The sequence below is a fragment of the Actinoplanes sp. NPDC051411 genome (assembly GCF_040682075.1).
GTDB lineage: Bacteria > Actinomycetota > Actinomycetes > Mycobacteriales > Micromonosporaceae > Actinoplanes.
Window position 1 is genome coordinate 22,157 of record NZ_JBFBAD010000006.1, and the last position, 25,090, is coordinate 47,246.

24 protein-coding genes are annotated in these 25,090 nt (G+C 70.5%); 15 read left to right on the forward strand and 9 right to left on the reverse strand.

The features are described from left to right. Window positions 1-72 precede the first annotated feature (72 nt). The 3 genes from AB0M88_RS04760 to AB0M88_RS04770 form a co-directional block, all read right to left on the reverse strand. A complete protein-coding gene (locus tag AB0M88_RS04760; protein WP_364095393.1) occupies window positions 73-345 on the reverse strand; it encodes a BON domain-containing protein in 273 nt (90 codons plus the stop codon). A 145-nt stretch (window positions 346-490) separates the two neighbouring features. Further along, on the reverse strand, window positions 491-925 hold the full coding sequence (locus tag AB0M88_RS04765; protein ID WP_364095396.1) for a nitroreductase family deazaflavin-dependent oxidoreductase: 435 nt from the start codon (window positions 923-925) through the stop codon (window positions 491-493). Window positions 926-1,060: 135 nt separating this feature from the next. Further along, complete coding sequence (locus tag AB0M88_RS04770; protein ID WP_364095399.1) at window positions 1,061-1,495, reverse strand: response regulator; 435 nt, start codon at window positions 1,493-1,495, stop codon at window positions 1,061-1,063. A 255-nt stretch (window positions 1,496-1,750) separates the two neighbouring features. On the opposite strand from AB0M88_RS04770, the gene AB0M88_RS04775 reads away from it, so the two are divergent. The 8 genes from AB0M88_RS04775 to AB0M88_RS04810 all read left to right on the forward strand — a co-directional run bounded on the left by AB0M88_RS04775 (window position 1,751) and on the right by AB0M88_RS04810 (window position 8,052). Then, window positions 1,751-2,503: a thioredoxin domain-containing protein gene (locus tag AB0M88_RS04775; RefSeq protein ID WP_364095401.1), complete on the forward strand. Its 753-nt coding sequence runs from the start codon at window positions 1,751-1,753 to the stop codon at window positions 2,501-2,503. Window positions 2,504-2,726: 223 nt separating this feature from the next. Then, window positions 2,727-2,912 (forward strand): hypothetical protein, encoded by a 186-nt coding sequence (locus AB0M88_RS04780; RefSeq protein ID WP_364095402.1) that lies wholly within the window; start codon window positions 2,727-2,729, stop codon window positions 2,910-2,912. Window positions 2,913-2,944: 32 nt separating this feature from the next. After that, on the forward strand, window positions 2,945-3,856 hold the full coding sequence (locus AB0M88_RS04785; RefSeq protein ID WP_364095405.1) for a cytochrome c oxidase assembly protein: 912 nt from the start codon (window positions 2,945-2,947) through the stop codon (window positions 3,854-3,856). A gap of 242 nt (window positions 3,857-4,098) precedes the next feature. Further along, window positions 4,099-4,287: a hypothetical protein gene (locus tag AB0M88_RS04790; protein WP_364095407.1), complete on the forward strand. Its 189-nt coding sequence runs from the start codon at window positions 4,099-4,101 to the stop codon at window positions 4,285-4,287. A gap of 153 nt (window positions 4,288-4,440) precedes the next feature. Beyond that, window positions 4,441-5,118 (forward strand): response regulator transcription factor, encoded by a 678-nt coding sequence (locus AB0M88_RS04795; protein WP_364095408.1) that lies wholly within the window; start codon window positions 4,441-4,443, stop codon window positions 5,116-5,118. Continuing rightward, window positions 5,115-6,467, forward strand: coding sequence for a HAMP domain-containing sensor histidine kinase (locus tag AB0M88_RS04800; RefSeq protein WP_364095411.1), 1,353 nt, complete (start codon window positions 5,115-5,117; stop codon window positions 6,465-6,467). Before AB0M88_RS04795 ends, AB0M88_RS04800 begins: the two co-directional genes overlap by 4 nt. Then, complete coding sequence (locus AB0M88_RS04805; RefSeq protein ID WP_364095414.1) at window positions 6,464-7,021, forward strand: hypothetical protein; 558 nt, start codon at window positions 6,464-6,466, stop codon at window positions 7,019-7,021. The genes AB0M88_RS04800 and AB0M88_RS04805 overlap by 4 nt, the downstream gene beginning before the upstream one ends. Window positions 7,022-7,173: 152 nt before the next feature. Next, window positions 7,174-8,052: a serine/threonine-protein kinase gene (locus tag AB0M88_RS04810; protein WP_364095417.1), complete on the forward strand. Its 879-nt coding sequence runs from the start codon at window positions 7,174-7,176 to the stop codon at window positions 8,050-8,052. A gap of 123 nt (window positions 8,053-8,175) precedes the next feature. On the opposite strand, the gene AB0M88_RS04815 is transcribed toward AB0M88_RS04810, so the two are convergent. After that, window positions 8,176-8,661, reverse strand: coding sequence for a YetF domain-containing protein (locus tag AB0M88_RS04815; RefSeq protein WP_364095419.1), 486 nt, complete (start codon window positions 8,659-8,661; stop codon window positions 8,176-8,178). A gap of 364 nt (window positions 8,662-9,025) precedes the next feature. Between AB0M88_RS04815 and AB0M88_RS04820 the strand changes: the two genes are divergently transcribed. Next, entirely contained in the window at window positions 9,026-12,187 is a 3,162-nt protein-coding gene (locus tag AB0M88_RS04820) for an ANTAR domain-containing protein (protein WP_364095422.1), read from the forward strand. Between the two features lie 6 nt (window positions 12,188-12,193). Here AB0M88_RS04820 and AB0M88_RS04825 read toward each other — a convergent pair whose 3' ends face one another. From AB0M88_RS04825 to fdh, 5 genes are all read right to left on the reverse strand, one after another. Then, on the reverse strand, window positions 12,194-12,631 hold the full coding sequence (locus tag AB0M88_RS04825; RefSeq protein ID WP_364095425.1) for a PRC-barrel domain-containing protein: 438 nt from the start codon (window positions 12,629-12,631) through the stop codon (window positions 12,194-12,196). Window positions 12,632-12,692: 61 nt separating this feature from the next. Continuing rightward, on the reverse strand, window positions 12,693-12,983 hold the full coding sequence (locus tag AB0M88_RS04830) for an STAS domain-containing protein (RefSeq protein ID WP_364095743.1): 291 nt from the start codon (window positions 12,981-12,983) through the stop codon (window positions 12,693-12,695). 169 nt (window positions 12,984-13,152) lie between these two features. Then, a complete protein-coding gene (nrfD, locus tag AB0M88_RS04835) occupies window positions 13,153-14,214 on the reverse strand; it encodes an NrfD/PsrC family molybdoenzyme membrane anchor subunit (protein WP_364095428.1) in 1,062 nt (353 codons plus the stop codon). Continuing rightward, window positions 14,211-15,203: a 4Fe-4S dicluster domain-containing protein gene (locus AB0M88_RS04840; protein ID WP_364095431.1), complete on the reverse strand. Its 993-nt coding sequence runs from the start codon at window positions 15,201-15,203 to the stop codon at window positions 14,211-14,213. Before AB0M88_RS04840 ends, nrfD begins: the two co-directional genes overlap by 4 nt. Next, window positions 15,196-18,486 carry a formate dehydrogenase gene (fdh, locus tag AB0M88_RS04845; protein ID WP_364095434.1) on the reverse strand — a complete coding sequence of 1,097 codons (3,291 nt, stop codon included), beginning with the start codon at window positions 18,484-18,486 and terminating at the stop codon, window positions 15,196-15,198. Before fdh ends, AB0M88_RS04840 begins: the two co-directional genes overlap by 8 nt. Before the next feature lie 225 nt (window positions 18,487-18,711). On the opposite strand from fdh, the gene ccsA reads away from it, so the two are divergent. The 6 genes from ccsA to AB0M88_RS04875 are packed head-to-tail and all read left to right on the forward strand — an operon-like array spanning window position 18,712 to window position 24,839. Next, entirely contained in the window at window positions 18,712-19,449 is a 738-nt protein-coding gene (gene ccsA / locus AB0M88_RS04850) for a cytochrome c biogenesis protein CcsA (protein WP_364095437.1), read from the forward strand. Next, the gene (locus AB0M88_RS04855; protein WP_364095440.1) at window positions 19,446-19,838 is read left to right on the forward strand and encodes a cytochrome c maturation protein CcmE; all 393 of its coding nucleotides are present in this window, start codon (window positions 19,446-19,448) and stop codon (window positions 19,836-19,838) included. The genes ccsA and AB0M88_RS04855 overlap by 4 nt, the downstream gene beginning before the upstream one ends. Continuing rightward, on the forward strand, window positions 19,835-21,772 hold the full coding sequence (locus AB0M88_RS04860) for a cytochrome c-type biogenesis CcmF C-terminal domain-containing protein (RefSeq protein ID WP_364095443.1): 1,938 nt from the start codon (window positions 19,835-19,837) through the stop codon (window positions 21,770-21,772). Before AB0M88_RS04855 ends, AB0M88_RS04860 begins: the two co-directional genes overlap by 4 nt. Then, window positions 21,769-22,320, forward strand: coding sequence for a TlpA disulfide reductase family protein (locus AB0M88_RS04865; protein WP_364095446.1), 552 nt, complete (start codon window positions 21,769-21,771; stop codon window positions 22,318-22,320). The genes AB0M88_RS04860 and AB0M88_RS04865 overlap by 4 nt, the downstream gene beginning before the upstream one ends. Continuing rightward, a complete protein-coding gene (locus AB0M88_RS04870) occupies window positions 22,317-23,189 on the forward strand; it encodes a cytochrome c-type biogenesis protein CcmH (RefSeq protein ID WP_364095449.1) in 873 nt (290 codons plus the stop codon). The genes AB0M88_RS04865 and AB0M88_RS04870 overlap by 4 nt, the downstream gene beginning before the upstream one ends. A gap of 3 nt (window positions 23,190-23,192) precedes the next feature. Continuing rightward, window positions 23,193-24,839, forward strand: coding sequence for an NAD(P)/FAD-dependent oxidoreductase (locus AB0M88_RS04875; protein WP_364095452.1), 1,647 nt, complete (start codon window positions 23,193-23,195; stop codon window positions 24,837-24,839). Window positions 24,840-25,090: the final 251 nt, after the last annotated feature.

A 25,090-nucleotide genomic window follows, 5' to 3' on the forward strand; every position in this document is an offset into this window, starting at 1 on the left:
GGCCACTGCCCACTCCACCTCGGCGTTGCAGTCACCCCTCCGGGTCGACGCGGCCGAGGCGCGGTGCGACGGTCACCAGGCGTCGTCGCCGGCCGCCGATACGGTGAGGCGGTTGCAGACGTCGTATACACCGGGCACCGCCCAGGCACGACTGGCCGCGGCGGCCTTCGCCTCGAGCGAACCGACCTCCCCGACGAGAATGACCACGCTGTTCTGCACCATCACGTGCAGGAAACGGCCATACACGCGGCGGTCTCCCTGCAGGGCCTGCGCCGCCAGGTCGACCAGCTGCTCGTCGGCGTCCTGCCCGTCGTCCGGGAAGTCGTCGTCCGGGCCGTCCGGCATTAACTTCTCCTCATCGCACCCGTCATGCGTCCGTGCACACCATCACCGGGTGATGTGGCGGTGGCTCTGCAGCGACATGACAGTTGCGTGACGGTCTCAGCCGCCCGGGTTGAACTCCTGGTCGGTCAGGGCGGTAGCGCGCCGTTCAGCCCTCGCCGCGAATCGTGAACCGAACAAACGGAACCTGCTCGCCGACTTCGCGGTAGTCCTCGACACCGCCGTCGACGCGGAAACCCATGAGTCCGCACAGCCGGCACGCGGCGGCCGGGTGTTCTCCGGCGTACCGAGCCATCACCTCGCCTCCCTGCTGGGCGGAGAGCGGTGCGGCGGTGACATTCACCTTCCGGGCGGCGATCTGAATGGTGACGTCGGGCTCGGCGATGACGTTGCGGTACCAGTCGGCCCGGGCCCCGAAGCCGGAGGCAGCAATGTAGCCGCTCCGGTCGTGCTCGACCACTTCCAGGACGGCGTGACGGGGCTGTCCCGAGGACCGGCCGATGTGGGTCAGCAGCATGACGCGATGCCCGAGCAGCCGACCCAGCCCGCATCGGTACAGCAGGATGGGCAGTCGCCACAGCACCCGGGCGAGTCCCGTCGGCGGGCCTGGCCGGTCGACAATCTCCATGGGCTGCTCCTCTCACTGCCGGACGAGGCTCGCTGCCGGACGAGGCCGCCGGCCGCTCCGGGGCGGGCAGCAGCCACCAGGTCGTCGGAGTCAACGGCGGCGGCGCACCTGAAAGCCCAGCGTCCGCTGCGATCGGACGATCTCGGTCAAGGCGTCGAAGTCGACGGGCTTGCGGACGTAGCCCTGCACGGGCAGGTTGTGGCCGCGCAAGATCTGTTCGGTGACCGGCGAGTCGGTCAGCAGGACGACCGGTATGCCGGCGGTCGCCGGATCAGTCCGGACCTTGGCGAGAAACGCCCGGCCGTCCCGGCCGGGCAGATTGAGATCGAGCAGGATCAGGTCCGGCACGCTGCCAACGGTGTACGGCGGGGACCCGTCCAGGTAGGCGCAGGCGGTCGGCACATCACGGACCGCGTGCAGCGGGTTGACGACGCGGTACGAGTCGAGGACCTCGCGCAGGAACAGTTCGTCGGCGACGTCGTCCTGCACGACCAGTATCTCGGCCGGCCGCCCCTCGCTAGTCATCGGGACCTCCGAATATGATGCAGCAGTGCACTTGATGATGCGACACTACCGGTCCGCGCAGAGGACGTCCCGGCCACACTTCCTCCAACCTAAGCGACTGTCGCCAGGATGACCGATACCGAAAGGTGCTGAAGTACACCTAAAATTGCGGGGGAGGTCTCGGGCGGTACCGGACCGTCTACGACGGCAGCGTGGGCCGGTTCGGCCGACCGGTCGAGCACCCCGGCGGCGGCGAGCACTTCCGATAGGAGAGCGATGAGCAAGGGTGACCGCGCCCGGCAACGCACCAACGCCCGGCGCATCGTCGAGCAGCAGAAGGCCGCCGAGCGCCGCCGCCGGGTGACGACCTGGACCTCGATCGCCGTGGTGGTCGTGCTGGTCGCGGCGGGGCTGATCGGCTGGACCGTGCTGGCGCAGCAGGACAAGGCGACCGCGAGCAAGCTCACCGTGCCACCCGGCGTGGTCGACGACGGCACCGCCTGGAAGGTCGGCGACGGCCCGGTCACCGTCGACCTCTACGAAGACTTCATGTGCCCGATCTGCCATGAGTTCGAGAACCAGACCGGCGCGACGATCAAGCAGCTGGTTCAACAGCACAAGATCACCGTGCGGTATCACACCGTTTCGATCCTCGACCGCAGCTCCAACGGCACCAAATACTCGACCCGGGCCGCGGGTGCGGCCGCGGCCGCGGGGGTCGAGGGCAAATTCGTCGAGTACCACGACGTCCTCTACGCCAACCAGCCCGCCGAAGGCAGCAACGGCCTGACCGACGCCAAACTGATCGACCTCGGCAAATCGGTCGGCCTGACCGGCGACACCTTCACCAACGCGGTCGCCAAGCACACCTACGACCCCTGGGTCACCACCGTCACCAACCAGTTCACCAGGCGCGGATTCACCGGCACGCCGACCGTCGTCGTCAACGGCAAGCAGTTGCGGGGGCACAACGAAGGTGTGCCGACGCCACAACTGCTCACCCAGGCGGTGACGCAGGCCGCCTCATAGGACGTGAACTCCGGAACCGCCACCTCACACCGTTGAACGGCCGTCTCGCACGGCCAAGGTCACCCGGTGCTCGAGCGCGGATCAAGAACGAGGACCGAAGCGGAGACGAGGATCAGTGGCAGGCAACATCGGAAGGCACGCGGACGAAGAACGACGCCATCAGGGCGGCTCGCGAGGTTCGGTTCCGATCAGGAACGCCGAGCGGGGCTGGACGCGCGCGACGATGCGGTACGGCGCCGGCGCCGTCGCCGTCGTCGTCGTGAGTCTGCTGTCCGGCGCCGTCCCGTACGCGTCGCTCGGCATCCACGACCCGGGCGTCGTGGTGCGCATCGGGGCGCCCCTGATCCGGCTGGTGGTCGATGCCGCCGCCACCGTCTGCACCGGCGCTCTGGTGTTCGCCGCCTGCTGAGCTGGCCGGCGCTGTCCGAGGCGACCGGTGCGTTGCAGAGCTCGAAGTCCTGGCTGACCACCGCCGCCCTCACCGCGGTCCTTGCCGTGGGCTGCCACCGGACGCTGCAGTGGCGCACGACTCCGTTGCTCGCCGGGCTCGCGGTGTTCGCCACCCTACCGATCATCACCGCCGGTCAGTCCTCCTCCGACAACAACCACGATCTTGCGACCGCGGCGATCGGCCTGCACATTCCGGCCGCGGTGATCTGGCTGGGAACGCTGGTCGCCTTGCTGCGGTCTCGCGGCCTCGGCGCCGACCGGGACTTCGCCCTGCGCCGCTACCGCCGGCTGTCGATCGGATGCTGGTGGGTCGTCGCCTACTCCGGCCTGATCGACGGCGCGCTCCTGGCGCCCGGGTCGAGCATCTTCACCACCTGGTACGGAGTGGTTCTGCTCGTGAAGATCGTGCTGCTGGCCGGGCTCGGCCGGCTGTCGCAACGGCTGCGCCGCCGCATGCTTCACGACGAGGCGCCGCCCCGCCGGTTGCTCACGGCCGAACTCGGTGCGCTGATCGCGGCTTTCGGATTCTCGGCGGCACTCACCGATCTGCCGGCTCCGAAGTTCCTGCTCGATGTGGTCAGCGCCGACGAGACGATCATCGGGTACAACCTGGGCGCCCCGCCGACGGCGCTGCGGCTGCTGTTCGACTGGCGCCTCGACCTGCTGTTCGCGCCGCTGTGCGTTGTGTTGGGCGGAGCGTACCTGGCCAGCGTGCGCCGCCTCGGCGAGCGCTGGCCGTGGCACCGTACGGCGGTCTGGCTGGCCGGGTGCGCTGTGCTGCTCTTCGCGACATCGTCCGGCTTGGGCCGCTACGGGGCGGCCATGTTCAGCGTCGAGGCGGTCGACCACGTGCTGGTCGGGATGCTCGTACCGCTGCTTCTGACCCTCGGGGCACCCCTCTGAGCCTGGCCGAGGCCGCGCTGCCACCCGCGAGCATGCGCGCCCGGAAAGGTGTAATAATGCACTTACTTTTCCCGGCAAGTCGCTGCGGTTTAACAAGAGTCGCTTTCGGCTAAGTATAGATAAGTTCAATACTACACGTAACTCGGCGTGCAAAGACGGCGACGACGAGGGAGAATGACGGGTGTACCGAGAGTCCGTCGGGTCGGCTTCGGCCGACCTCGTTCCCGAGAAGGTGGGCAACCATGATGGGCCACAAGCTGACCATGCCGCACGTCGACAGCACCGTCTCCGCCACTCGATTGCACGAGGTCTGCGAGGCGGTCGCCGTGCCCAACTTCGACTGGATCAACCAGCCGATCATCGCCGCGCTGGACGGTCTCGCCCACGCAGCGCACATCCCGGCCGGGCCGACACAGCGCCCGAAGAACTGACGAAGGGTCCCGGCCGAACCGTCGGTGTTCCGGCCGGGCCGACTCATCGCCGCCACATGACGGTTCCATGACAGCACGCACGATCCGATGACAGAACCGCTCGGACGGCCCGCGGAGTTCGCGCCCGGCGCCCGGCGGCGCGAGGATGTGTCCATGTCCGCAGTGCTGGTTATCGAAGACGACGATCGGATCCGGCTGTCGCTGGTCCTCGCACTCGAGGAGGAGGGATATGCGGTCAGCGGCGCCTCCACCGCCGAGGAGGGCCTGGCGGCTCAGCGGAGCAGGCCGGCCGACACCGTCCTCGTCGACCTGATGTTGCCCGGCATCGACGGTTACGAGTGCATACGGCAGCTTCGACGCACCGACGACGTACCCGTCGTCGTGATCAGCGCCCGCGATGACACCGACGACATCGTGACCGCGCTCGAAGCCGGAGCCGACGACTATTTGATCAAGCCGGTGGCGGTCAAGGAGTTGACCGCCCGGCTCCGGGCGCTACGCCGGCGGACCCGCACGGCCGAGCCGGACGAGATGCGGGTGCTGCGCTTCGGTGACCTCGAGGTCTGCCCCGAGGCCGGCGAGGTGCGAGTGCACGGCAAGCCGGTAGCGGTGACCCGCACCGAGTTCCAGCTTCTCTGTGAGCTCGCCGAGCACGCCGGCCGGGTGCTCTCGCGGGATCAGCTGCTGCAACGGGTGTGGGAGTACGACGGTGGAGACGTACGCCTCGTCGACGTCCACATCGGCCGGCTGCGGCAGAAGATAGAGGACGACTCGAGCGCCCCGCGGCATCTGGTCACCGTGCGGGGCCTCGGCTACAAAGTGCAGCGATGATCCGGGCCGGTCTCCGGGCCAGGGTGATCGCCGGATTCGCCACCGGCGCGCTCGCGCTGTCGGCCACCATGGCGTTCGTCTCCTACCAGATCACTCGGCACTCGTTGCTCGGGCAACGAGAGAATACTGCGGTACGAGCCGCCTACTACGACGCCGCGGTGGTCCACGCGGGCATTGCCGCCTCGGCCGACCCGGACATCGTCGCTGTCCTGCGCTCGCTCGACACCGGGGAAACCCGCCGCGCGTTGCTGCAGCGGGGCGACAAGTGGTACGCCCGTAGCGCCGATTCGGCGGTCACCGGCTCGGTATCGGCAGCTTTGCAGAAGCGGGTCGCCGCGACCACTCCGGCCGTCCAGCGCATCTACTCCAGGGGCATTCCCTTCCTGCTGGTGGGCATCCCGCTGGCACCCGGCACCGCCTTCTACGAGATCGATTCTCTCCAGGAGCTCAACCACACTCTACGCATCCTGACCCTCGTGCTCGCCGTCGTAGCGATCTGCACCACCGTCGGAGGCGCGGGACTCGGCTGGTATGCGAGCCGATACGTGTTGCGACCCCTGGTGCGAGTCGCTCAAGCCGCTCGCGATATCGCCAGCGGGGCCTCCGACGCCCGGCTCGACCCCGCGCAGGAGCCCGACCTCGCGCAGTTGTCGACGTCGTTCAACCACATGGTCGACGAGCTGTCCGCCCGGTTGGAACGCGACCGCCGCTTCGCGGCCGACGTCAGTCACGAGTTGCGGTCGCCGCTGCAGACCTTGTCGGCGGCCGCCAGCGTGCTGAACCGGCGTCGTGACGCTCTCGACGAGCGCAGCGCCACCGCCGCGGGACTGGTGGCCGGCGAGGTGGTCCGTTTCCAGCAGTTGGTGGACGATCTGCTCACCCTGGCCCGTGGTGACCGGCCGGCCGAGCGGACGCCGGTCGACGTGAGCGAACTCGCGCGGGCCGAGTGTCATCGGCGCGGCCTGCCCGAGGAATTGGTGAGTGCGAGGGATCCTGTCTGGTGCGTCGACCGCCGCCGGGTCCGCCAGGCGCTGGGCAACCTTCTCGACAACGCCACGGCGTACGGCGGCGGCCCCACGGCGGTGCGGCTGGAACTCGACGGCGACCTCGGCCGCATCGACGTGGACGACGAGGGCCCCGGCGTGGCGCCCGAGGACAAGCCGATCATCTTCGATCGGTTCGTGCGCGGACGAACGGCCGGGACCCGGGGCGATGGAGCGGGAACCGGACTCGGGCTCGCATTGGTAGCGCAGCACGCGGCCGCGCATCAGGGCACAGTCACCGTGCTCGATCGTCCGGGCGGCGGCGCGCGATTCCGCATCGAGCTCGCCGGGTGCCGTACGCCATGAGACGCCGCACCGTCGCCGCCGCTCTGCTGGCGTGCCTGCTCGTCGACGGCTGTGGTGTGCCGGCCGACGACATGCCGCGCACTGTCGACCGCCCCCGCCCCGACTATCGCTCCGGAACCCCTGCGCCCGACGGCTTCGGACCGGTCGTCGAGCGTCTCTACCTCGTGCGGGACGGCAAGCTCGTCCGCGTCCAGAGGCGACTGGCGGTTGCGCGGAGCCCGCAGCAGATGGTTTCCGATCTGTCAGCCCCGCCCACCCACGCCGAGCAGCAGGACGGTCTGGCCACCGCGCTGAGCACCATGGCGATCGGCCCGATCACGTTGGTCCAGCGACGGGCGAGTATCGAGATCGACACCGGCCCCGGTCAGGGCGCGCGCAGCGACGAAGTTCTCGCCTACGGCCAGATCGTCTGCACTCTGACCAGTCAGGGAGCCGACGTCGGCACGGTCTCCTTCACCCGCGGCGGCGCGCCTCTGACCGTCCCCCAGGGCGACGGCTCCCTGACCACCGAACCGCTGACCATCGCCGACTACGCCGATCTCATCGAACCCTGAGCAGAGTGCGCCGCCGGCCACGGAGCCGCGGAGAATCGTCGTACTACCTTCACATGACCGCACCTTCGTCGCCGAATCCGACGTGGATCGTGGTGGTGAGCCCACGGCCCGTCCGGCGCGGCTCTCCCCCGACCCGTCGTGGAGGTAGGACCATGAGGATGCTGGCCGGTCGCTACGCCGTCGGTGATGAACTTGCCCGCGGAGGTATGGCCGTCGTGCATCGCGCCGTCGACACCGTGCTCAGACGGACCGTCGCCGTCAAAATTCTCATGCTGGAACGATCGCACAGCTACAGGTACCGCGACGCGGTCCGCCAGGAGGCGCTCAGCGGGGCTCGGCTCAGCCATCCCAACGTCGCCCGGGTCTTCGACTACGGCGAGGCGGAGCAGGACGGCCGCTACCTTCCGTTCGTCGTGATGGAACTTGTTGCAGGTGAGACGCTGACGACGCGCCTGGGCACAGCCGGGCCGATGTCGTGGCGTGACGCCGCGGCTGTCTGCGCCGATGTCGCTTCGGCGCTGGCCGCGGCCCACGAACACGATGTGGTCCATCGCGACGTCAAACCGAGCAACATCATGCTGTCGGCGGCCGGAGCGAAGCTTGTCGATTTCGGGTTGTCGGCGCCGACCGGGGCAAGCGCGATCGACTTCGACGGGCGCATCCCCGGCACGCCGTCATACTTCGCGCCCGAGCAGTTCCACGCGCTGCCGGTCAGTCCGGCGGCCGATGTATACGCTCTCGGGCTCGTGCTCCATGCCTGCCTGGCCGGACGCCCCGCATGGACCGGCGGCGTCGACAGCGTATTGGTAGCCCGGGCATGCTCACCGACCCCGCGACTGCCGGAATGGTGCGAGGTTCCTCCGGAAGTGTCGTCCATCTACCGCCGCTGTCTTGCTCGTGAGCCGAAGAAGCGCCCACCGGCCGGCCGGGTCGCTCATCTTCTGCGCCAGGCTTGTGCGCCCTCGTCGCCTGCCCGGAGCGGCTCTCGAACCCGAATGGTTCCGCGGCGACTCCTGCCGGTTTCGGGGTGATCGGTGGCCTCGGACCTTCGCCGGTTGGCCAGCTCCTCCTCCGGCGACTCGCAGCACAGGCACCGCACGGGGTTGCCCGGCCGCGTTGCACTCGGCCGGCCGACGCTTCACGGCCCGGACCGGTCAGGAGCGACCGCCGAGGACGGAGACCGTACCCTTCGTCTCGAAGACCGCCAGATGGACATCGTCCGGACCGGCGTGTCCGTGCTGTCGCAGAACCTCCTCCAGGTCGGCGTCGGTCATCCGGCACCGCCGGAGTTGGCGACGGTCCACCCGGCCGTCTTGGATCAGTACCCGCAGCGGCGGGTCGAACCAGCGGGCGAACAGCGGAAGGAACCGTGCCCAGGACACCGCCGAGTGGGCCGCCAGCAGAGCGACGACAGCGGCGGCTCCGACCAGCCAGGAGATGTCCGGCGCGGTGGCGGTGCGGCCGATGATCGCACCGCAGGCGACGGCCGCGGCCCAGTCGAACGGGGCGAACTCGGCCAGCGTGCGGCGTTCGGTGAAGCGCAGCGCCACGGCCGCGGTCAGGAACAAGGCGACGACCTTGACGACCGCATCGAGTGCTTCCCGCCAGTCACCCAACAGAACGTGGCTCCAGCTGTGCATCCGGCAGCTCCTCGCTTCGACCGGCAGTCCGCATACCCGTGCGGGGCGGTGCGAACCGTCGCGCCGAGGCGGCTGTGAACAGATGTCCGGCGGTGGTCGTCTGCGGCGCCGACGTAGAGGTCTCGAAACGGGAACCTTCCGTTTGATCGATCGGAGGCGGGGCACTTCTCACGCCTATGCCATCGGGCGACGATACGCTGCTCACGAGCTGTGACCGGCACGGCAGACTGGGTCAAGACCACTGAGAAATGGGCGAAGCACCCGAAGACGCAAACGGCAGAACGGGGGTGGCGTTGTGCCGCAATCTCGACCGGCACGCCGCTCCTCCGGCCGCTCAGCCGGGACGCCGGGTGCAGCCCGAGATGTGCTGAGGCTGAGCCAGGAACTCGCCGGTCTGCGCCGGTCGCAACGCTCGAGGATGGTGATCGAACAGGCCAAAGGCGTTCTGATGGGGCGGCTGGGCTGTTCACCCGGACAGGCGTTCGATCAGCTGACCCGGATCTCCCAGGAGACAAATACGAAGGTTGCCGAGGTGGCCGCGGGCCTGCTCGGTCTCCTGCCGCTGGTCGAGCATCGGGATTCGGCCTCTTTGGGACCGCTGTCCGATCAAGACGCCGCTCGGTACCATCTGGCGTGCGCCGCCATGGCGGCCGCCGGGGACGGTAACGGCGTGGCCGAGGCCATGCTCAACGAAGGACTTCCGCCGCTCGGCGCGACCGGGCTGATGCTGGCGGTCCGGGAGACTGACGAGACCGTCCGGCTCGTCGGGTCGTACGGAATCTCGCGGTCCCTGGTCAGCGCTTGGCAGCGCCTGCCCTCGAGCGTACGAGTGGCCTTCGTGGCAGCGGTGGCCGAGGGCCGCCCACTATGGCTCACCCGTCGGGAAGCCGACCGCGCCGGGCTGGAAGTCTTCGGCGACCACGAGTTCCGGGCCTGCCTACCGCTGCGGAGAGGCGGTGACGTCTTCGGGGTCGCCTTGGTGCTGTGGCCCCGTGATCCCGGCTTGGACATGACCGCACGAGCCTTCGTGACCGCTCTCGCCGCCGCGGCCGGTCGCCGACTGGTCCGGCTGGGCCAGAACGAAACCGCAACGATCGGCGCGCCGACGGCGCACTGGTTGCAGGCCGTCCTGGAAGGACTGCCCGGATCCTTCGCCCTGTTACGTCCGGTCAGCGACGACTCCGGTTCCATCGTGGACTGGTGCTTCGACATGTGCAGTCCCCACGCCCGGGACGCCCTCGGACACACCGGCGAGCAACTGGTGGGCCGCCGGCTGCTGGAGCTGCATCCACAGCTGATCGGCAGCGACATCCTGCGCGGATACGAAGACGCACTGCGTACCGGCCGAACTTTCACCCACGGCCCCGTGCGGGAACCGCTGGCCGTGCTGGGCCGCACCGCGGCCACCACCATCGGGATCCGGGCCGCCCGTCTGGGCGACGGCATCCTGGTCAGCTGGGAGCATCATGACGCCCGCAGCCGCCTGCACGACCTCATCGGTCTGGTGCAGGAATCCGTACCGGCCGGGTGGGCGCAGTGGAACCTGCAGAGCGGACAGATCGAGTGGGCGGCCGAGAACGCGACGGTGATCGGCTGCCCGAGCCCGGTCACGCTGCCCGGCCTACCCGACCTTGCCCGGCCGGATGAACGGGTCAGTCTGGCCGGCGCAGTGGACCGGGTCCTCCACCAGCACGCTTGCGCGGAACTGACGTTTCACCTCGACGATCCGGACCGGCCGGCGCCGGTACACGCCCTACTCGAACCCGTCCTCGACGGCCGCGACCGTCTGACAGCGGTCGCCGCCGCCTTCGCCGCGGCGGCCGGTGTGCCCCGTACGCCGAAACCGCCCAGGCCTGACCCGGCGGCGCTCGACTGGCCGGCACCGGGCAACCGGCCCACTTCGACGGCGCAACGCGAGGATGCCGGCGCGCTTTCGGACATCCTGGTGGATCTGGCCGGCAAACTTCAGCGGATCCGGTACGAGCAGCGGACACAGGCCACCGTGGAACAGGCGAAGGGAATCCTGAGCGTCCGGCTGAACTGTTCTTTGAACACGGCACTCGACCGTCTGGCAAGTACGGCCCGCCGACAGAATCTGACCCTGTTGGAAGCGGCTGCTCGGGTCGTCGGGTCACCGGTTCCGGCCGCGGACGCGGGCCAGGTCGATCGGCCCTCGGCCGACATCGGCTTCCGTCCGGAGACCTATCTGGGCCGCCCGGCGCCCGATCCTGCCCTCGCCCTCGAGGCCGAGACAGCACCTGGCGCTGAGGTCCCGGAGTGGGCCGGACCGATTCGCAAGGAGCTGGCGCGGGCCGCCGACGCGGATGAGCTGGCGTCGGTCCTGTGCACCATCGGGCTCCGCGATCTCGGGGCGGCGGCCGTCGTGTTCGGTGTGTTGGAACCCGACGGCGCCGTGCGGCTCGTCGGTTCGTACGGCCTGCCGATCCCGTTGGTCGACCGGTGGCGTCGCACACCGAGCTCGCTCAACGTCGCCTACCTGCGCGCAGTCGCGACCGACAGTCCGCTGTGGATCACTCGTGAGGAGGCCGACCGGCGCGGCTACCAGTTATTAGGGCCGGGCCGCCTGCGGGCCTGTCTGCCACTGCGCGAGGCCGGCCGCGTCTTCGGAGTCGCGTCCGTGCTGTGGCCGGAGGAGATCGTCCTCGACGAGGACAGCCGGGCCCAGGTGGCCGAGATGGTGGAGGTCGCCGGGCATCAACTGTCCCGGCTGCTCCGCACGGCTCCGCACAGTCCGGCGGTATCCCCCGCCACACATTGGGCTCAGGCGATCCTGGAAGCTCTGCCACCCTGCTTCGCGCTGATGAGCCCTGTGCGTGACACGACGAGTGACGTGGTCGACTGGCGCTTCGAGCACTGCAGTCCGCAGACGATCGACATCGCCGGCCGCGCCGCGGACGAGATCGTCGGCCGGCGCCTGCACGAGCTCTATCCGCACGTCCTCACCGGTGGCATCGGCGACGCCTACCGGGTCGCGATGTCCAGCGGTACGCCGGTCGATTGGGGACCGGCCGAGTTCGACGTCGAAACCCCGCGCGGTCCGATCACGGTCCGGATGGGCGGCCGGGCGGCGAAGTTCGGCGATGGAGTACTCATCCATTGGCGATCCGAAGACGGCGACAGCCTGGACCGCAGACTGCGGATGCTCCAACGGGCCGCGGGCGGCGGCTGGGCGGAATGGGACCTCAACGCGAAAGAGGCGGTCTGGTCGGATGCGGTCTACGAGCTTCTGAGCCGGGATCCGCTTCGCGGGCCGGTCAAGCTGGGTGCCCTGCACCGGTACGTCGCCGCACCGGACGAAACCGCGGTGACCGATGCGATACGACGGCTCACCCGCTTGAAGAGGGCCGTCGACCTGATAGTCCGCGTCCAGCGGCATGGCACCAGCACCGCCGTCCGGTTCGTTGCCCGGCCGGTGGTCGATGAGCAGGGGGCCGTGACCGCTGTCCGTGCGGTTCTTCATCGCATGAACAACGAGGGGTTGGCGCACGGCGGCCGGAACGACTGAGGCCGCTCAGTGTTTCGGTCGGCCCAGCATCGCCGCCCAGTGCGGAGCCGGCGCGCTCGTCGCAGTCCAGTACGGTGCGTAACCGTAGTAGTCGTACAGGCCGAGGTAGTAGTCGGGCTGGTCGACCAGCTCGGGGTCGTATCGCGGTGCATCAGAGATTCGGGCCCGGGACTGGTCGATGCGCACCCGGTCGGCTTCGACCGCGCTGACCGCCTCGACCGGGATGAACGACGAGGTAGCCCCGAAGCCCAGGATGCCGCCGTGTTCAACGCGCAGCATGCGGACCGCGTTCTCCTGCGGATCGATCAGGAGGTCCTCGACGGTTCCCACCTTTTCGCCGCCGCTGTCGAACACGTCCCGGCCCCGGATGTCCTGGTCGGGATCGGCAACTGTCTGATCGGTGTCACGGAGCCGGACCAGCGTCCGCATCGACTTGTCTGTCATCGGTCTCCTCCTCGTGTTGTCAGGCGGCGGTACGCACGCAGCGCCCGAGCCGCCGTTCGGATCAGCGTTCCGTTCGGGGCGACTCGCCCCCTACCGCGGTGGTCGCCTGCGGCACCGTGTTGAACGTGCGGAACGCGGTGTGCAGGCGCACGGTCCGCAGCACCGTCTGCAGGAACTGGGATGGTCCAGCCAGCACGAGTTCGCCTTCTCGCCGACGGGCGGCGTTGCGGGCGCGGACGAGAACCCCGAGGCCGAACGCGTCGATGACTCCGGCATGAGTCAGGTCGACGACGACGTACGGATGACAGGCCACGGCGGAATCGATGGCCGCGCGAAAGCCGACCCGCTCCAGCCGACGGTCTCGGCTGTCATGTCGACTCCTCTCTCCGGGGTCACTCGTCCCGACTCGCTATCCCTGCCAGCGTGAAAGACTGATGTGGCGACGTTTTCGCAGTTTTGCGACGGTCGTGTCACGGTAATCGGCCAGCGGTGCTCCTCGGCCGGGCCGCGAGTGCGCGGGGTCAGCTCTTCCGGGCTTTGCGGGAGCGATCGGCCGGGTCAGCCCGGCCGTCTCGGAGCTGTTCGCGTTGCGGGACGACGGTGTAGCGGGGATCGGTCGCCGACGCCGTGCCGGCGTGGAAGTAGCCGAGCCGGGTGAACAACGAGCCCGCCGTCAGCGCCAGACCGCCGGCGACGTCCAGGGCGCGGTTGCGGCGGACCGCCGACACGGCGAGCACGGCAGCGCCGGCCCGGGTCGTCCAGCGGGCGGCTTTTAGATAGCGGCCGGCTCGCCCCTGCGACAACGGCTCGGCCACCATGCCGAGCCGCTTGTGGACCCCGGCGTCGATGATCTGTTCGGCCAGCGCTCCGGCTACCCCGGTCAGCCGGGCCGGACCGGCTTCGGTGGTCGCGCAGGTCGCCGCCGCGAAGCCGCCCGCCGCGGCGAGCGAACTCGCACCGAAAAGGTACGGCAGTTCCCGATGAGCGTGGTGCCAGACCGGTACGGCGGTGTTGGCGATCAGCGCGCCGGTGTAGGTCGTGAGCGCCGGCGCGAGCAGGGCCGCGCCGAGGCCGCTCGGGCGGGCGAGCGCCGCGGTGAGCGGGCGGATCCGCCCTGGGAGCAGGGCCCGGGCCTCGTCGGCTGCCGCGACGGCGACCAGGGGAGCGACGCCACCGAGGATCCAGGTGCCGATCGACATCGGCGACGTCGGTTTGACCACCCGCAGCATGTGCACGAAACGCGCCGGCCGTCCGAGGTCGTGAATCAGGGCCGCGAGCGACAGACCGGCCGCGCCGGCTGCCGCGGCTCGCGCCGATCGCCGCATTCCCGTACGCCCGGTCACGTCGGCGCCCGCAGCGAGCACAGCAGACCCGCCGGCCAGTCCTCCCAGGAACAGGTAGCCCCCGATGTCGCGGGCCTCCCACGTCGGCGCCTTGATGACCGAACGGCCGTAGTAGGAGCGGAACTCCGCCGGCGGCACCACCTCACCGCCGCCGCGTCGCCGTCGTCCGCCGCGCTCCCCGACGCGCGCCTGGCGTCCCGGAACCACACCGCGCAGCCCGTCGCGCCCAACTTCGCTCATCTCCGGCTCCCTACGAACGCCGCTACGGCGGCCACAGCAACCCCGGCCGCCGCAAGTGCGGTGTGCTTCCACATGCGAGGCAGATCTCTGGTGGTCACGACCGGATCGGGCGGAAAGCCGTAGACCTCGGGCTCGTCGAGCAGCAGGAAGAACGCGCCCGCGCCGCCGACGCCGTCCCCCGGGTCGGCGCCGTAGAGCCGGGCCTCGGAGACCCCGGCGTCGTGGAGGTTGCCGACCCGCTGGGCGGCTCGTTCGCGTAGTTCGTCGAGCGGGCCGTACTGGATCGAGTCGGTCGGGCAGGCCTTGGCGCAGGCCGGTTCCTGCCCGGCGCCGAGCCGGTCGTAGCACAGCGTGCACTTCCACACCCGGCCGTCGTCCTTGCGCTGGTCGATGACCCCGTACGGGCAGGCGGGCACGCAGTAGCCGCAGCCGTTGCAGATGTCCTCCTGCACGATCACGGTGCCGAACTCGGTACGCATCAGCGAGCCGGTCGGGCACACGTCCAGGCAGGCGGCGTGCGTGCAGTGCTTGCAGACGTCGCTGGCCATCAGCCACCGCAGTTCCTTACGCCCGTCGGGGGACACCGGTGCGCCGAGGACATCGAGTGGCTGGGCCGACGGCCGGGTGCCGCCGGTGTCGGTGCCCAGTCCGGCGCCGTGCCTCTCCCCCAGGCCTGCCGCCACGACGTCGGCGTCGTGGTGGGTGGCCGTGGGGCCGGCCGGCATCGCCGCGACCGCGTTGTTCTGCCGTCCGAGGGGTTTGTCCTGTTCGATGAACGCGACGTGCCGCCAGGTGTCGGCGCCCAGCATGCCGGTGTTGTCGTACGACATGCCGAGCAGGGACAGGCCGTCGTCGGGGATCGCGTTCCATTCCTTGCAGGCGACCTCGCACGCCTTGCAGCCGATGCAGACGCTGGTGTCGGTGAAGAAGCCCATCCGCGGCGGTGCGTCGCGGTAGCCGGTCGAGCCCTCCAGCAGGTCGTCACTCATGCGAGCCCTCCTCGGCGGTCCGCTTGGCCGTTCCGGTCTGCGTCGTGATCCCGGCGCGCCGCCGGTAGTGCTCCACCAGTTCCAGCCGGTCCGTGCCGCGTGGCCGCCGGCCGGGCCGGATGTCGCAGGTCAAGGCCTTGGCCTCCTGGATGTGGACGTTGGGGTCGAGGCTCATGTGGGTCAGTTCGTTGGCGCCGTCGCCGGTCGTGAGGCCGTTACCGCCCCAGTGGTAGGGCAGGCCGACGTGGTGGACCAACCGGTCGTCCACCCGCATCGGGAGCATGCGGTCGGTGACCAGCACCCGGGCCTCGATGGCGCTGCGCGCGGTGACGATGGTGGCCCAGCCCAGATGCTCCAGCCCGGCCTCGGTCGCCAGTTCCGGGGAGACCTCGCAGAACATCTCCGGCTGTAGCTCGGACAGGTACGGCAGCCATCGGCTCATGCCGCCCGCGGTGTGGTGCTCGGTCAGCCGGTAGGTGGTCAGCGCGTACGGGAAGATCTGGCTGCCCGGCTCGTCGCCGCTGGGCTGGTAGAGGTCGACCGGACGCTTGTTGAGCTGCCGGGCCGGGTTGTGCTGCTGGCCGTAGAGCAGGTTGCGGGCCGGCGACTCCTGCGGTTCGTAGTGGGCCGGCAAGGGTCCGTCGGTCAGACCGGCCGGCACGTAGAGCCAGCCCTTCCCGTCGGCCTGCATGATGAACGGGTCGACGCCGGAGAGCGCGTCCTGGCGCTTCGCCCCCTCGGGCGGCCGGTAGTCCGGGGCCTTGGTGGGCTGGAAGTCGGGCACGTCATGGCCGGTCCACTTACCCTCGTCCGGGTTCCACCAGACGTACGCCTTCTTCTCGCTCCACGGGTTGCCGTCGGGGTCGGCCGACGCCCGGTTGTAGAGCAGCCGCCGGTTGGCCGGCCAGGCCCAGCCCCACTCCGGTGCGACCCAGTTCTGCTCGGTGTGCGGCTTGCGCCGGGCCGACTGGTTCTCGCCGCCGGAGTAGACGCCGCAGTAGATCCAACAGCCGCACGTCGTGGAGCCGTCGTCCTGCAGTTCCTCGTAGGACGACAGGCAGGACCCGTCGGACTTCCAGCCGTTGATCTCCTGCAGCACCTCCTCGGCGCTCGGCTCGGCGTGCCGGCCGGACGTCGAGTAGTTCCAGGTCAGGTCCAGGATCGGGCGGTCCATCGGATGGGTCGAGGCGGCCAGCCGCTGCCGGATGAGCCGGCCGAGATGGAACCAGAACCACAGATCGCTTCGGGCGTCTCCCGGCGGCTCGACCGCCTTGTGGTGCCACTGCAGCATCCGCTGGGTGTTGGTGAAGCTGCCGTCCTTCTCGGTGTGCGCGGCCGCCGGCAGGAAGAACACCTCGGTGCCGATGTCCGCGGTCCGCAGCTCGCCCGACTCGATCTCCGGCCCGTCCTTCCACCAGGTCGCGCTCTCGATCAGCGAGAAGTCGCGGACGACCAGCCAGTCGAGGTTGGCCATGCCGAGGCGCTGGGCCTTGGCGTTGGCCGAGCCCACTGCGGGGTTCTGGCCGTTGAGGAAGTAGCCCTTGCACGTGCCGTCGAGCTGGTTCTGCACCGTCTGATAGGTGCTGTGGTCCCCGGTGATCCGCGGCAGGTAGTCGAAGCAGAAGTCGTTCTCCACCGTGGCCGCGTTCCCCCAGTACGCCTTGAGCAGGCTCACCGCGTACGACCGCATGTTGCCCCAGTAGCCGGTCTCCCCCGAGTCGTCGGCGACGTACTCGTCGAGGTCGCCGTGCGAATCCGGATGCGGCATCGGCAGATATCCCGGCAGCAGGTTGTACAGCGTCGGGATGTCCGTGCTGCCCTGGATGCTGGCATGCCCCCGCAGGGCGAGGATGCCGCCGCCGGGCCGGCCGATGTTGCCCAGCAGTAGCTGCAGCACGGAAGCCGCCCGGATGTATTGGACGCCGACCGTGTGCTGGGTCCAGCCGACCGAGTAGGCCCACGCGGTGGTGCGGTCCCGGTTGGAGTTCTCGGTGATCGCCCGGGCCATCTGCTCGAAGATCTCTTCCGGGATGCCGCAGACCCGGGCAACCATCTCCGGGGTGTAACGGCTGTAGTGCCGTTTGAGTACCTGGAAGACGCAGCGCGGATGCTGCAGGGTCTCGTCGCGCTCGATCTGGTGCAGGCCCTCCAGGGAGGCGCCGTGGCTGCCGTGCTCGTGCCCGCGGCCGGTCGAGTGCCGCTGGTGGGAGCGGTCGGTGCCTTGCTGACGCTTACCGGCGGAGCCGGCCACCCGGACGCCCTCGTACTGCCAGGAGTCGGTCTGGTAACTGCTGGTGTCGTCCTGCCAGCCCGAGAAGAGGCCGTCGAGGTCCTCGGTGTCCTGGAAGTCCTCGCGCAGGATCGTGGCCGCGTTGGTGTAGGCGACCACGTACTCGCGGAACTCCAACCCCCGGCTCAGCACGTAGTTGATCAGGCCACCGAGCAGGGCGATGTCCGTGCCGGCCCGGATTGGAACGTGCAGGTCGGCCAGCGCGCCGGTGCGGGTCAGCCGCGGGTCGACGTGGATCAGCGTCGCGCCGCGGGCCTTGGCCTCCATCACCCACTGGAACCCGACCGGGTGGCACTCGGCCATGTTGGAGCCCTGCATGACGATGCAGTCGGCGTTCTGCAGGTCCTGCTGGAAGGTCGTCGCGCCGCCGCGACCGAACGAGGTTCCCAGACCGGGAACGGTGGAGGAGTGTCAAATGCGGGCCTGATTCTCGATCTGTACCGCCCCGAGCGCGGTGCCGAGCTTCTTGATCAGGTAGTTCTCCTCGTTGTCCAGGGTCGCCCCGCCGAGCATCGCGATGCCCATCGTGCGGCGGACCCGGCGGTCCTGCTCGTCGGTCTCGACGAAGGTGTCCCGGCGAGTGGCGACCACCCGGTCGGCGATCATGCTCATCGCGGTGCCGAGGTCAAGTTCCTCCCACTCGGTGCCGTACGGCCGCCGGTAGCACACCTTCGTCTCGCGCAGCGGATTGGTGACCAGCTGCTTGGAGGCGGCGCCCTTGGGACACAGGCGCCCACGGCTCACCGGCGACGCCGGGTCACCCTCGATCTGCGCGACCTTGTCGTCCTTGACGTAGACGAGCTGGCCGCAACCGACCGCGCAGTACGGGCACACGCTCTCGACCACTCGATCGGCCGTCTCCGTACGCGGTTCGAGCCGGTCGGTGGCGCGCGAGCGCACCGCCTCGCCGCGCCCCGATCGATCGCCGCCGCGCACTGAGCTGAACGCCTGGCGCAGCACCGGCCATGGCAGGAACGTCTCCCGCAGTCCCATGGTCACCCCCTGGTTCCGGGGCGCGACCTACCCGGCAGCTCAGCCGTCAAACACCGGTCACCCGTCAGATTTTTCGTCGAGGCCGACCCCGGGGTGATCGGTCGGTCCCCGTGGACCGGACGGAGACGACCGAGACCGGGAAGAAAGCGCCCGCCGGGGCGTTTCAGACGGCACCGGACGGGAAGGCGGCGGCGAGCCATGCCAGCGGTCGACCGGAGGACACCGATGCCGACAAACGCACCCACGCCATTGCTCGCCGGCCCTCGAGCCGCCAAGGACCGGCGCACCCTGGGATGGGCGGCCGCCGGGCTCAGCCTGGCCGGAGCACTCGCCGGCACGACGATCGCGCCGCCCGACGCCGCGCAGGGCCAGGCTCAGCGGCTCATGTATCTGCACGTACCGGCCGCCTGGACCGCCTACCTGGCGTTCTTCGTCGTGCTGGTGGCCGGGGTCGCGTATCTGATCTGGGGTGACGAACGCTGGGACCGGGCCGGCCGAGCGGCCGCTGAGATCGGTTTGGGCGCCACGGTGGTCACGTTCGCCGCCGGAACGGTCTGGGGTCACCTCACCTGGGGCGTCTGGTGGGCGTGGGACCCGCGGATCGTCAGCACGATCGCGATGTTCCTGATCTACGCGGCGCAGGCGACGCTGCGGTTCAGCGACGACGACCCGGCCCGGGGCGCGCGCCGGGCGGCGCGGCTGGGAGTCGCCGGGTTCCTCATCGTGCCGGTCGTGCACTTCTCCGTCGTCTGGTGGCGATCACTTCACCAGCAGGCCACGTTGCTGGCACCGAACGTCAAGCCGCCGATCAACGGCCTGATGCTGACCGCGCTGCTGCTGTGTGTCGCCGCCAGCACCGTCACCGCCGCGTGGATCTTCCTGCAGCGGCTGGCCGTCCTCGAGACCCGAGCCGGAATCCCGGCGACCGCCTCCGGCCGCCCGCTCGCCGGAGCCCGGCGGTGACGCCCCGCCGCGCCCGCCTTCTGCTGCTGGGCGTGACCGTCGCCGGGGCGTTGCTGTTGATGGGCGCGGGCCTGCAGCACACGTTGATGTTCTATCGCACGCCCAGCGAGGTGCAGCAGGGACCTGCCGCGCGGGTGCGCCTCGGTGGCGAGGTCGTGCCGGGCTCGCTGCACACACAGAACGGACTGACCAGCTTCCAGCTCGGCGACGGCACCAGCCGGGTCCAGGTGGAGCAGGTGGAGGACCTGCCGGGGACGATCCGGGAGGGTCAGCAGGCAGTGGTCGAGGGCACCCTCGACGGCCAGGGTGTGTTCCACTCCGACACGGTGATGGCCAAACATGGCAACGAATACCGGCCGGCCGCCGGTGACGGCGGGGACGACCGGTGATCGGTCAGGCCGGGCACGTCGGCCTCGGGCTCGGGCTCGTCGCGGCGGTCGGTTCGGCGTTGCTCTGGCTGCGGGTGGCCGTGGTCGGCGCCCCGCCGCGGCCGGCCCGGGTCGCCGGCTGGGTCACCCTCGCGGCGGCCGCCCTGACCTGTGGCGCCCTCGAGACCGCGCTGATCCGGCACGACTTCAGCGTCCAGTACGTAGCCGAGAACGGCGGTCGGGACGTGCCGCTCTACTACACGGTCACCAGCCTGTGGGCCGCGCTCGACGGCTCGCTGCTGCTGTGGTTGCTGATTCTCGCCGTCTGCGCAGTGTTGCTCGGCCGCCGGACACCGGATCGCCTGCGGCCCTGGGCGCTGGCGGTGACCGGAGTGGTCACCACGTTCTTCTTCGCGCTGACCTACTTCGCCGCCGATCCGTTCGCGGCGGTCTCACCGGTCCCGGCCGCGGGTCCGGGGCCCAATCCGCTGCTCCGCGAGCACCCGGCAATGGGGATCCACCCACCCCTGCTGTACGCGGGTTACATCGCGCTGGTCGTACCGTTCGGGTACGGGATCGCGGCGCTCGTGACCGGGCAGACCGATCGGATCTGGAGCGCGACCGTGCGGCGCTGGACTCTGGTGGCGTGGGCGCTGCTGACCGCCGGGATCACGATGGGGGCGTGGTGGTCGTACGCGGTGCTCGGCTGGGGTGGCTACTGGGCCTGGGACCCGGTGGAGAACGCGTCGCTGCTGCCCTGGCTCACCGCGACGGCCCTGCTGCACACGCTGATCGCCGGGCGTCGCACCCCGGCGCTGCGGTCGTGGAACACCTCGCTGGCCTGCGGCACGTTCCTACTCGTGCTGGTCGGCACGTTCCTCACCCGGTCCGGTGCGGTGGCCAGCGTGCATGCGTTCACCGCCTCGCCGCTCGGTCCCATGCTGCTGGGTTTCGTGCTGCTGGCCGTGGCGGTCGTGGTGGGCTTGACCGTCTGGCGAGCCGGCCGTTCGGTCGGCGCCGCACCGGCCTCCTCGCTCTCCTCGCGGGAGTCGGTGATGCTGGGCAACTCGGTGTTGCTGGTCGCGATCACCGCGATCGTGCTCACCGGCACGCTGTTCCCGCTGCTCGTCGAGGCCGTGCAAGGGAGCAAGGCCAGCGTCGGGCCCGGCTACTTCAACCGTTCGGCGGTGCCGGTCGCCCTGGTGGTGCTGCTGCTCATGGGGCTGGCGCCGGTGTTGCGGCCCGGGCGCCCCGCCGACCTGCGCGCAGTGCGGATTCCGGCCGCCGTCGGTCTGACGACCGTTGTGCTGGTCGGCCTGTTCAGTCGGCCCGGGGTCTCGGCCCTGATGGCCTTCGGCCTCGGGGCGTACGTCGTAACCGGTCTGGCCGGGAGCGCGACGGGAATGCTTCGCCGGCCGCCGAGCGCCGCCCGCCCGTGGCGCCGGGCGGGCTGGCTGGTCGCCCACACCGGGCTGGCGGTGGTGGCAGTGGGAGTGGCGGCCTCGTCGGCCTACACCGTGATCGCCGAGCGCCAGCTGCACGTGGGGGAAACCGTCCGCGCGGGCCACGTCGGGGCACGCCTCGAAGCGGTGGACCAGCACGGCTCGGGTTCCGGGGTCGCGGCCCGGGTCCGGCTCACGTTGACCGGTGACGCGAGCGGCATCAGCAGTCCGGAGCTGCGCTACTACCCGGCCCGGGATCTCACGGTCAGCGTGCCCGCGATCCGGTCCAGCCCGACGCGTGACGTGTACGCCACCGTGCTCGCAGTCGCCTCGGACGGAACCACGGCCACCGTTCGCCTGGCGGTGAACCCGCTGGTCGGCCTGGTGTGGCTGGGCGGCGCGCTGACTGCTCTGGGCGGCCTCGCGTCCGCCGTACGGTGGCCGGGGCGCCGCCGTGCGGCCCCGCAGGAAGCCCCGGCACCGCAACCAGTGACCGTCGGGAGTCCGGCATGAACAAGCGGCTGATCGCAGGGGTGACGGCCGTGCTGGCGGTGGCGGCGCTCGGGGTGGTCCTGACCGAGGGTATGCGGGCGTCGGCCCGGTCGGCGAGCGCGGCGGGCGACGCGGTGCAGGCGCAGGTCCGCGACGAAACCGCTCCGGAGCTGCGCGGCCGGACGCTTGACGGCCCGCAGTTCGATCTGGCGACCCTGCGCGGTCAGGTCGTACTGGTCAACGTGTGGGCCTCATGGTGCGACCCGTGCCGCCAGGAGCTGCCCGCGCTCGCCGCCGCCCAGAGCCGCTGGGCGGCCGACGGCTTCCGGGTGGTGGGCATCGACATGCGGGACAACTCCGAGTCCGCTCATCGGCTCCTCGCCGATGTCGGAGCCACGAGCCTCACCAGTGTGGCCGACCCGCCGGGCGTGCTGGCGGTGGCGTGGGGGGCGCGCGGCGTGCCGGAGAGCTTCCTGGTCGACCGGACCGGCCGGATCCGCTGGTGGGTCCAGGGTGCGCTCGACGAAGCGTGGCTCGAGCAGCGCGTGCCCGCGCTGCTGGCGTCATGATGGCCCGGCGGCTGGCGGCCTCCGCCCTGCTGGTGTTGTTGCTGGCCGGCGCCGGGGTGGCGGTGTGGCGGTCGGCCGCCCCGCAGCCGGAATCGGCGCGGACGATCGCCGCCCAGCTTCTCTGCCCGGCCTGTCAGGGCGAGTCGGTCGCCCAGTCCCAGTCACCGATGGCCGCGGCCATGCGCGACACGATCGCCCAGCAGCTGGCCGCCGGGCGCTCGCCGCGACAGGTCCGGCAGTACTTCGTCGACCGCTACGGCCCGAGCATCCTGTCCGACCCACCGCACGGTGGGCTGGGCGTCGTGCTGTGGATAGTGCCGATCGTGATCGTCGTGCTGGCCGTCGTGCTGGCCTGGCGCGTGCGACGCCGCGGCGCCCGAGCACCTGAGACCGCTCGCGGCCCGTCCCGTCTCTCCCCCCAGCTGTGGGATGCTCTGGCCGCGGCCGTCGTCGTCCTGGTCGCCGTCGTGGCCGTGGCCAGCCCGCACCAGCACGCCGGCACTGCCGCGGCCGCGTCCCCCCAGCCGAGCACCGACCTGGTCGCGCTGGGCCGGTCGCTGGAAAGCCAGGGCCGGTATGCCGAGGCGGCGGCGGTCTACCAGGACGCCGTCACGCAAGATCCGGACGACGCGGTCCGGCTGCGGCTCGCCTTCGCACTGCTCCGCTCCGATCAAGCAGCTCAGGCGGTGAGCGTCGCCGGCCCGGTCGTCGACCGGCATCCGGACGACGCTCAGGCGCTGCTGCTGCTCGGCCTGGCCCAGCGGGCGCAAGGCTCCACCGAGGCCGCCGCGACGCTTCACCGTTTCCTGAAGGCCGCCCCGAACGACCCGGCCGCTGGTGAGGTCCGGCGGCTGCTGGGTACGCGGTAGCTCATGTCGATGGTCACTCAATACGACGCCGTGGTGGTCGGCGCCGGACACAACGGCCTCGTGGCCGCCAACCTGCTGGCCGACGCCGGCTGGAGCGTGCTGGTGCTGGAGGCGCAGGAGACGCCGGGCGGAGCGGTCCGGTCGGCCGAGGTGCTCGGTCCGGGTCATGTCACGGACCTGTTCAGCGCGTTCTATCCACTCGGTGCGGCGTCTCCGGTGCTGCGCGGTCTGCGCCTGCCGGATTTCGGGCTGCAGTGGTCGCACGCCCCGGCCGTGCTCGCTCATGTGCTGCCTGACGGCCGCTCGGTGGTGATGTCCCGGGACCTGTCGGAGACCGCCGCGTCGGTGGACGCCTTCGCCGCCGGAGACGGGGACGCGTGGATTGACCTGGTGCACCGCTGGGACCGCCTGGAAGATGCCGTGCTGGAAGCGCTGTTCCGGCCGTTCCCGCCGGTTCGGCCGGGGCTGGACCTGCTGCGCCGGCTGGGCCCGGCCGACGCGGCCCGGTTCGCCCGCTTCGCGATGCTGCCGGTCCGTCGCCTGGGCGAGGAGCAGTTCCGCGGTGCGGGCGCCCGGCTGCTGCTCGCCGGGACCGCGCTGCACTCGGACATGTCGGCTGATGAGCCGGGCAGCGCCGTCTTCGGCTGGCTGATGACGATGGTCGGGCAGCGGTACGGCTTCCCGGTGCCGCGCGGCGGTTCCGGCATGCTCACTCAGGCGCTGGTCCGCCGCCTGACCGAACGCGGCGGGGAGCTGCGGTGCGGCACACCGGTCGACCGGATCGTCATCCGCGACGGCCGGGCCCGGGCAGTGCGGACCGCCGGTGGTGAGTTGGTCCGAGCGCGTCGGGCGGTGGTGGCCGATGTCGACGTTCCCGCGCTCTACCTGAAGCTGGTCGGCTCCGAGCACCTGCCGTCGCGGATGCTGGACGACCTGCGGCGCTTCCAGTGGGATCCCTCGACACTGAAGGTGAACTGGGCGCTGTCGGCGCCGATGCCGTGGAAGTCGGCGGAGGTTCGTCGTGCCGGGACCGTTCACCTGGGTACCGACCTGGACGGGTTCAGCGACTACAACGCCGCGTTGACCACCGGGCGGCGCCCGGAGAAGCCGTTCATCCTGCTCGGCCAGATGACCACTGCCGATCCGACGCGCTCGCCGCGCGGGACGGAGGTGCTCTGGGCGTACACTCACCTGCCGCGCGTGCTCAGCACCGACGCGGAGGCCCTGCACCGGCAGGTGCGGGTGGTGGAGGATGAGATGGAACGCCACGCGCCCGGCTTCCGCGACCTGGTCGTCAACCGCCTAGTGGAGACGCCGGGCGGCCTTTACGACGCCGACGGCAACCTGGTCGGCGGGGCGATCAACGGCGGAACCACCAAGATCTACCAGGAGCTCGTGTTCCGTCCGGTGGTCGGGCTGGGCCGGGCCGAGACCCCGATCCGGAGTCTTTATCTCGCCAGCGCGGGCGCCCATCCCGGGGGTGGAGTGCACGGCGGGCCGGGCGGCAACGCCGCCAAGGCCGCCCTGCTGCACGACGGCGTGCGCGGGGCGGGGCGCTCGGCGGCCGTACGTCTGGCTCTTCGGCTCATCTACTCGGGTCCGGACCGGGGTGCGCTTCCGCCGTCGACGGCGGATCTACCGGCCGATTGACGGTTTTCCGAGCCGCGCCTGTCGGTGGTACACCACCGCCTGCGGCGGGGATAGCCCGCGGTCCGGGGATGTGACTGTTCTCGAGCGGTCGTGTACTCCGGGCCCGGGTCACCGGCCGCGAGCGGTGTGGCCACCGTTTACCGGCGAGAAGATAGCCGGCATAACTCGCCCCGGCCACCGCGGGAAGCAGACCGCGCCAGCCGTCGTGCAGCACCAGCGCCGGACCGGCGGCCAGCAGTCCCAGCGCCAGC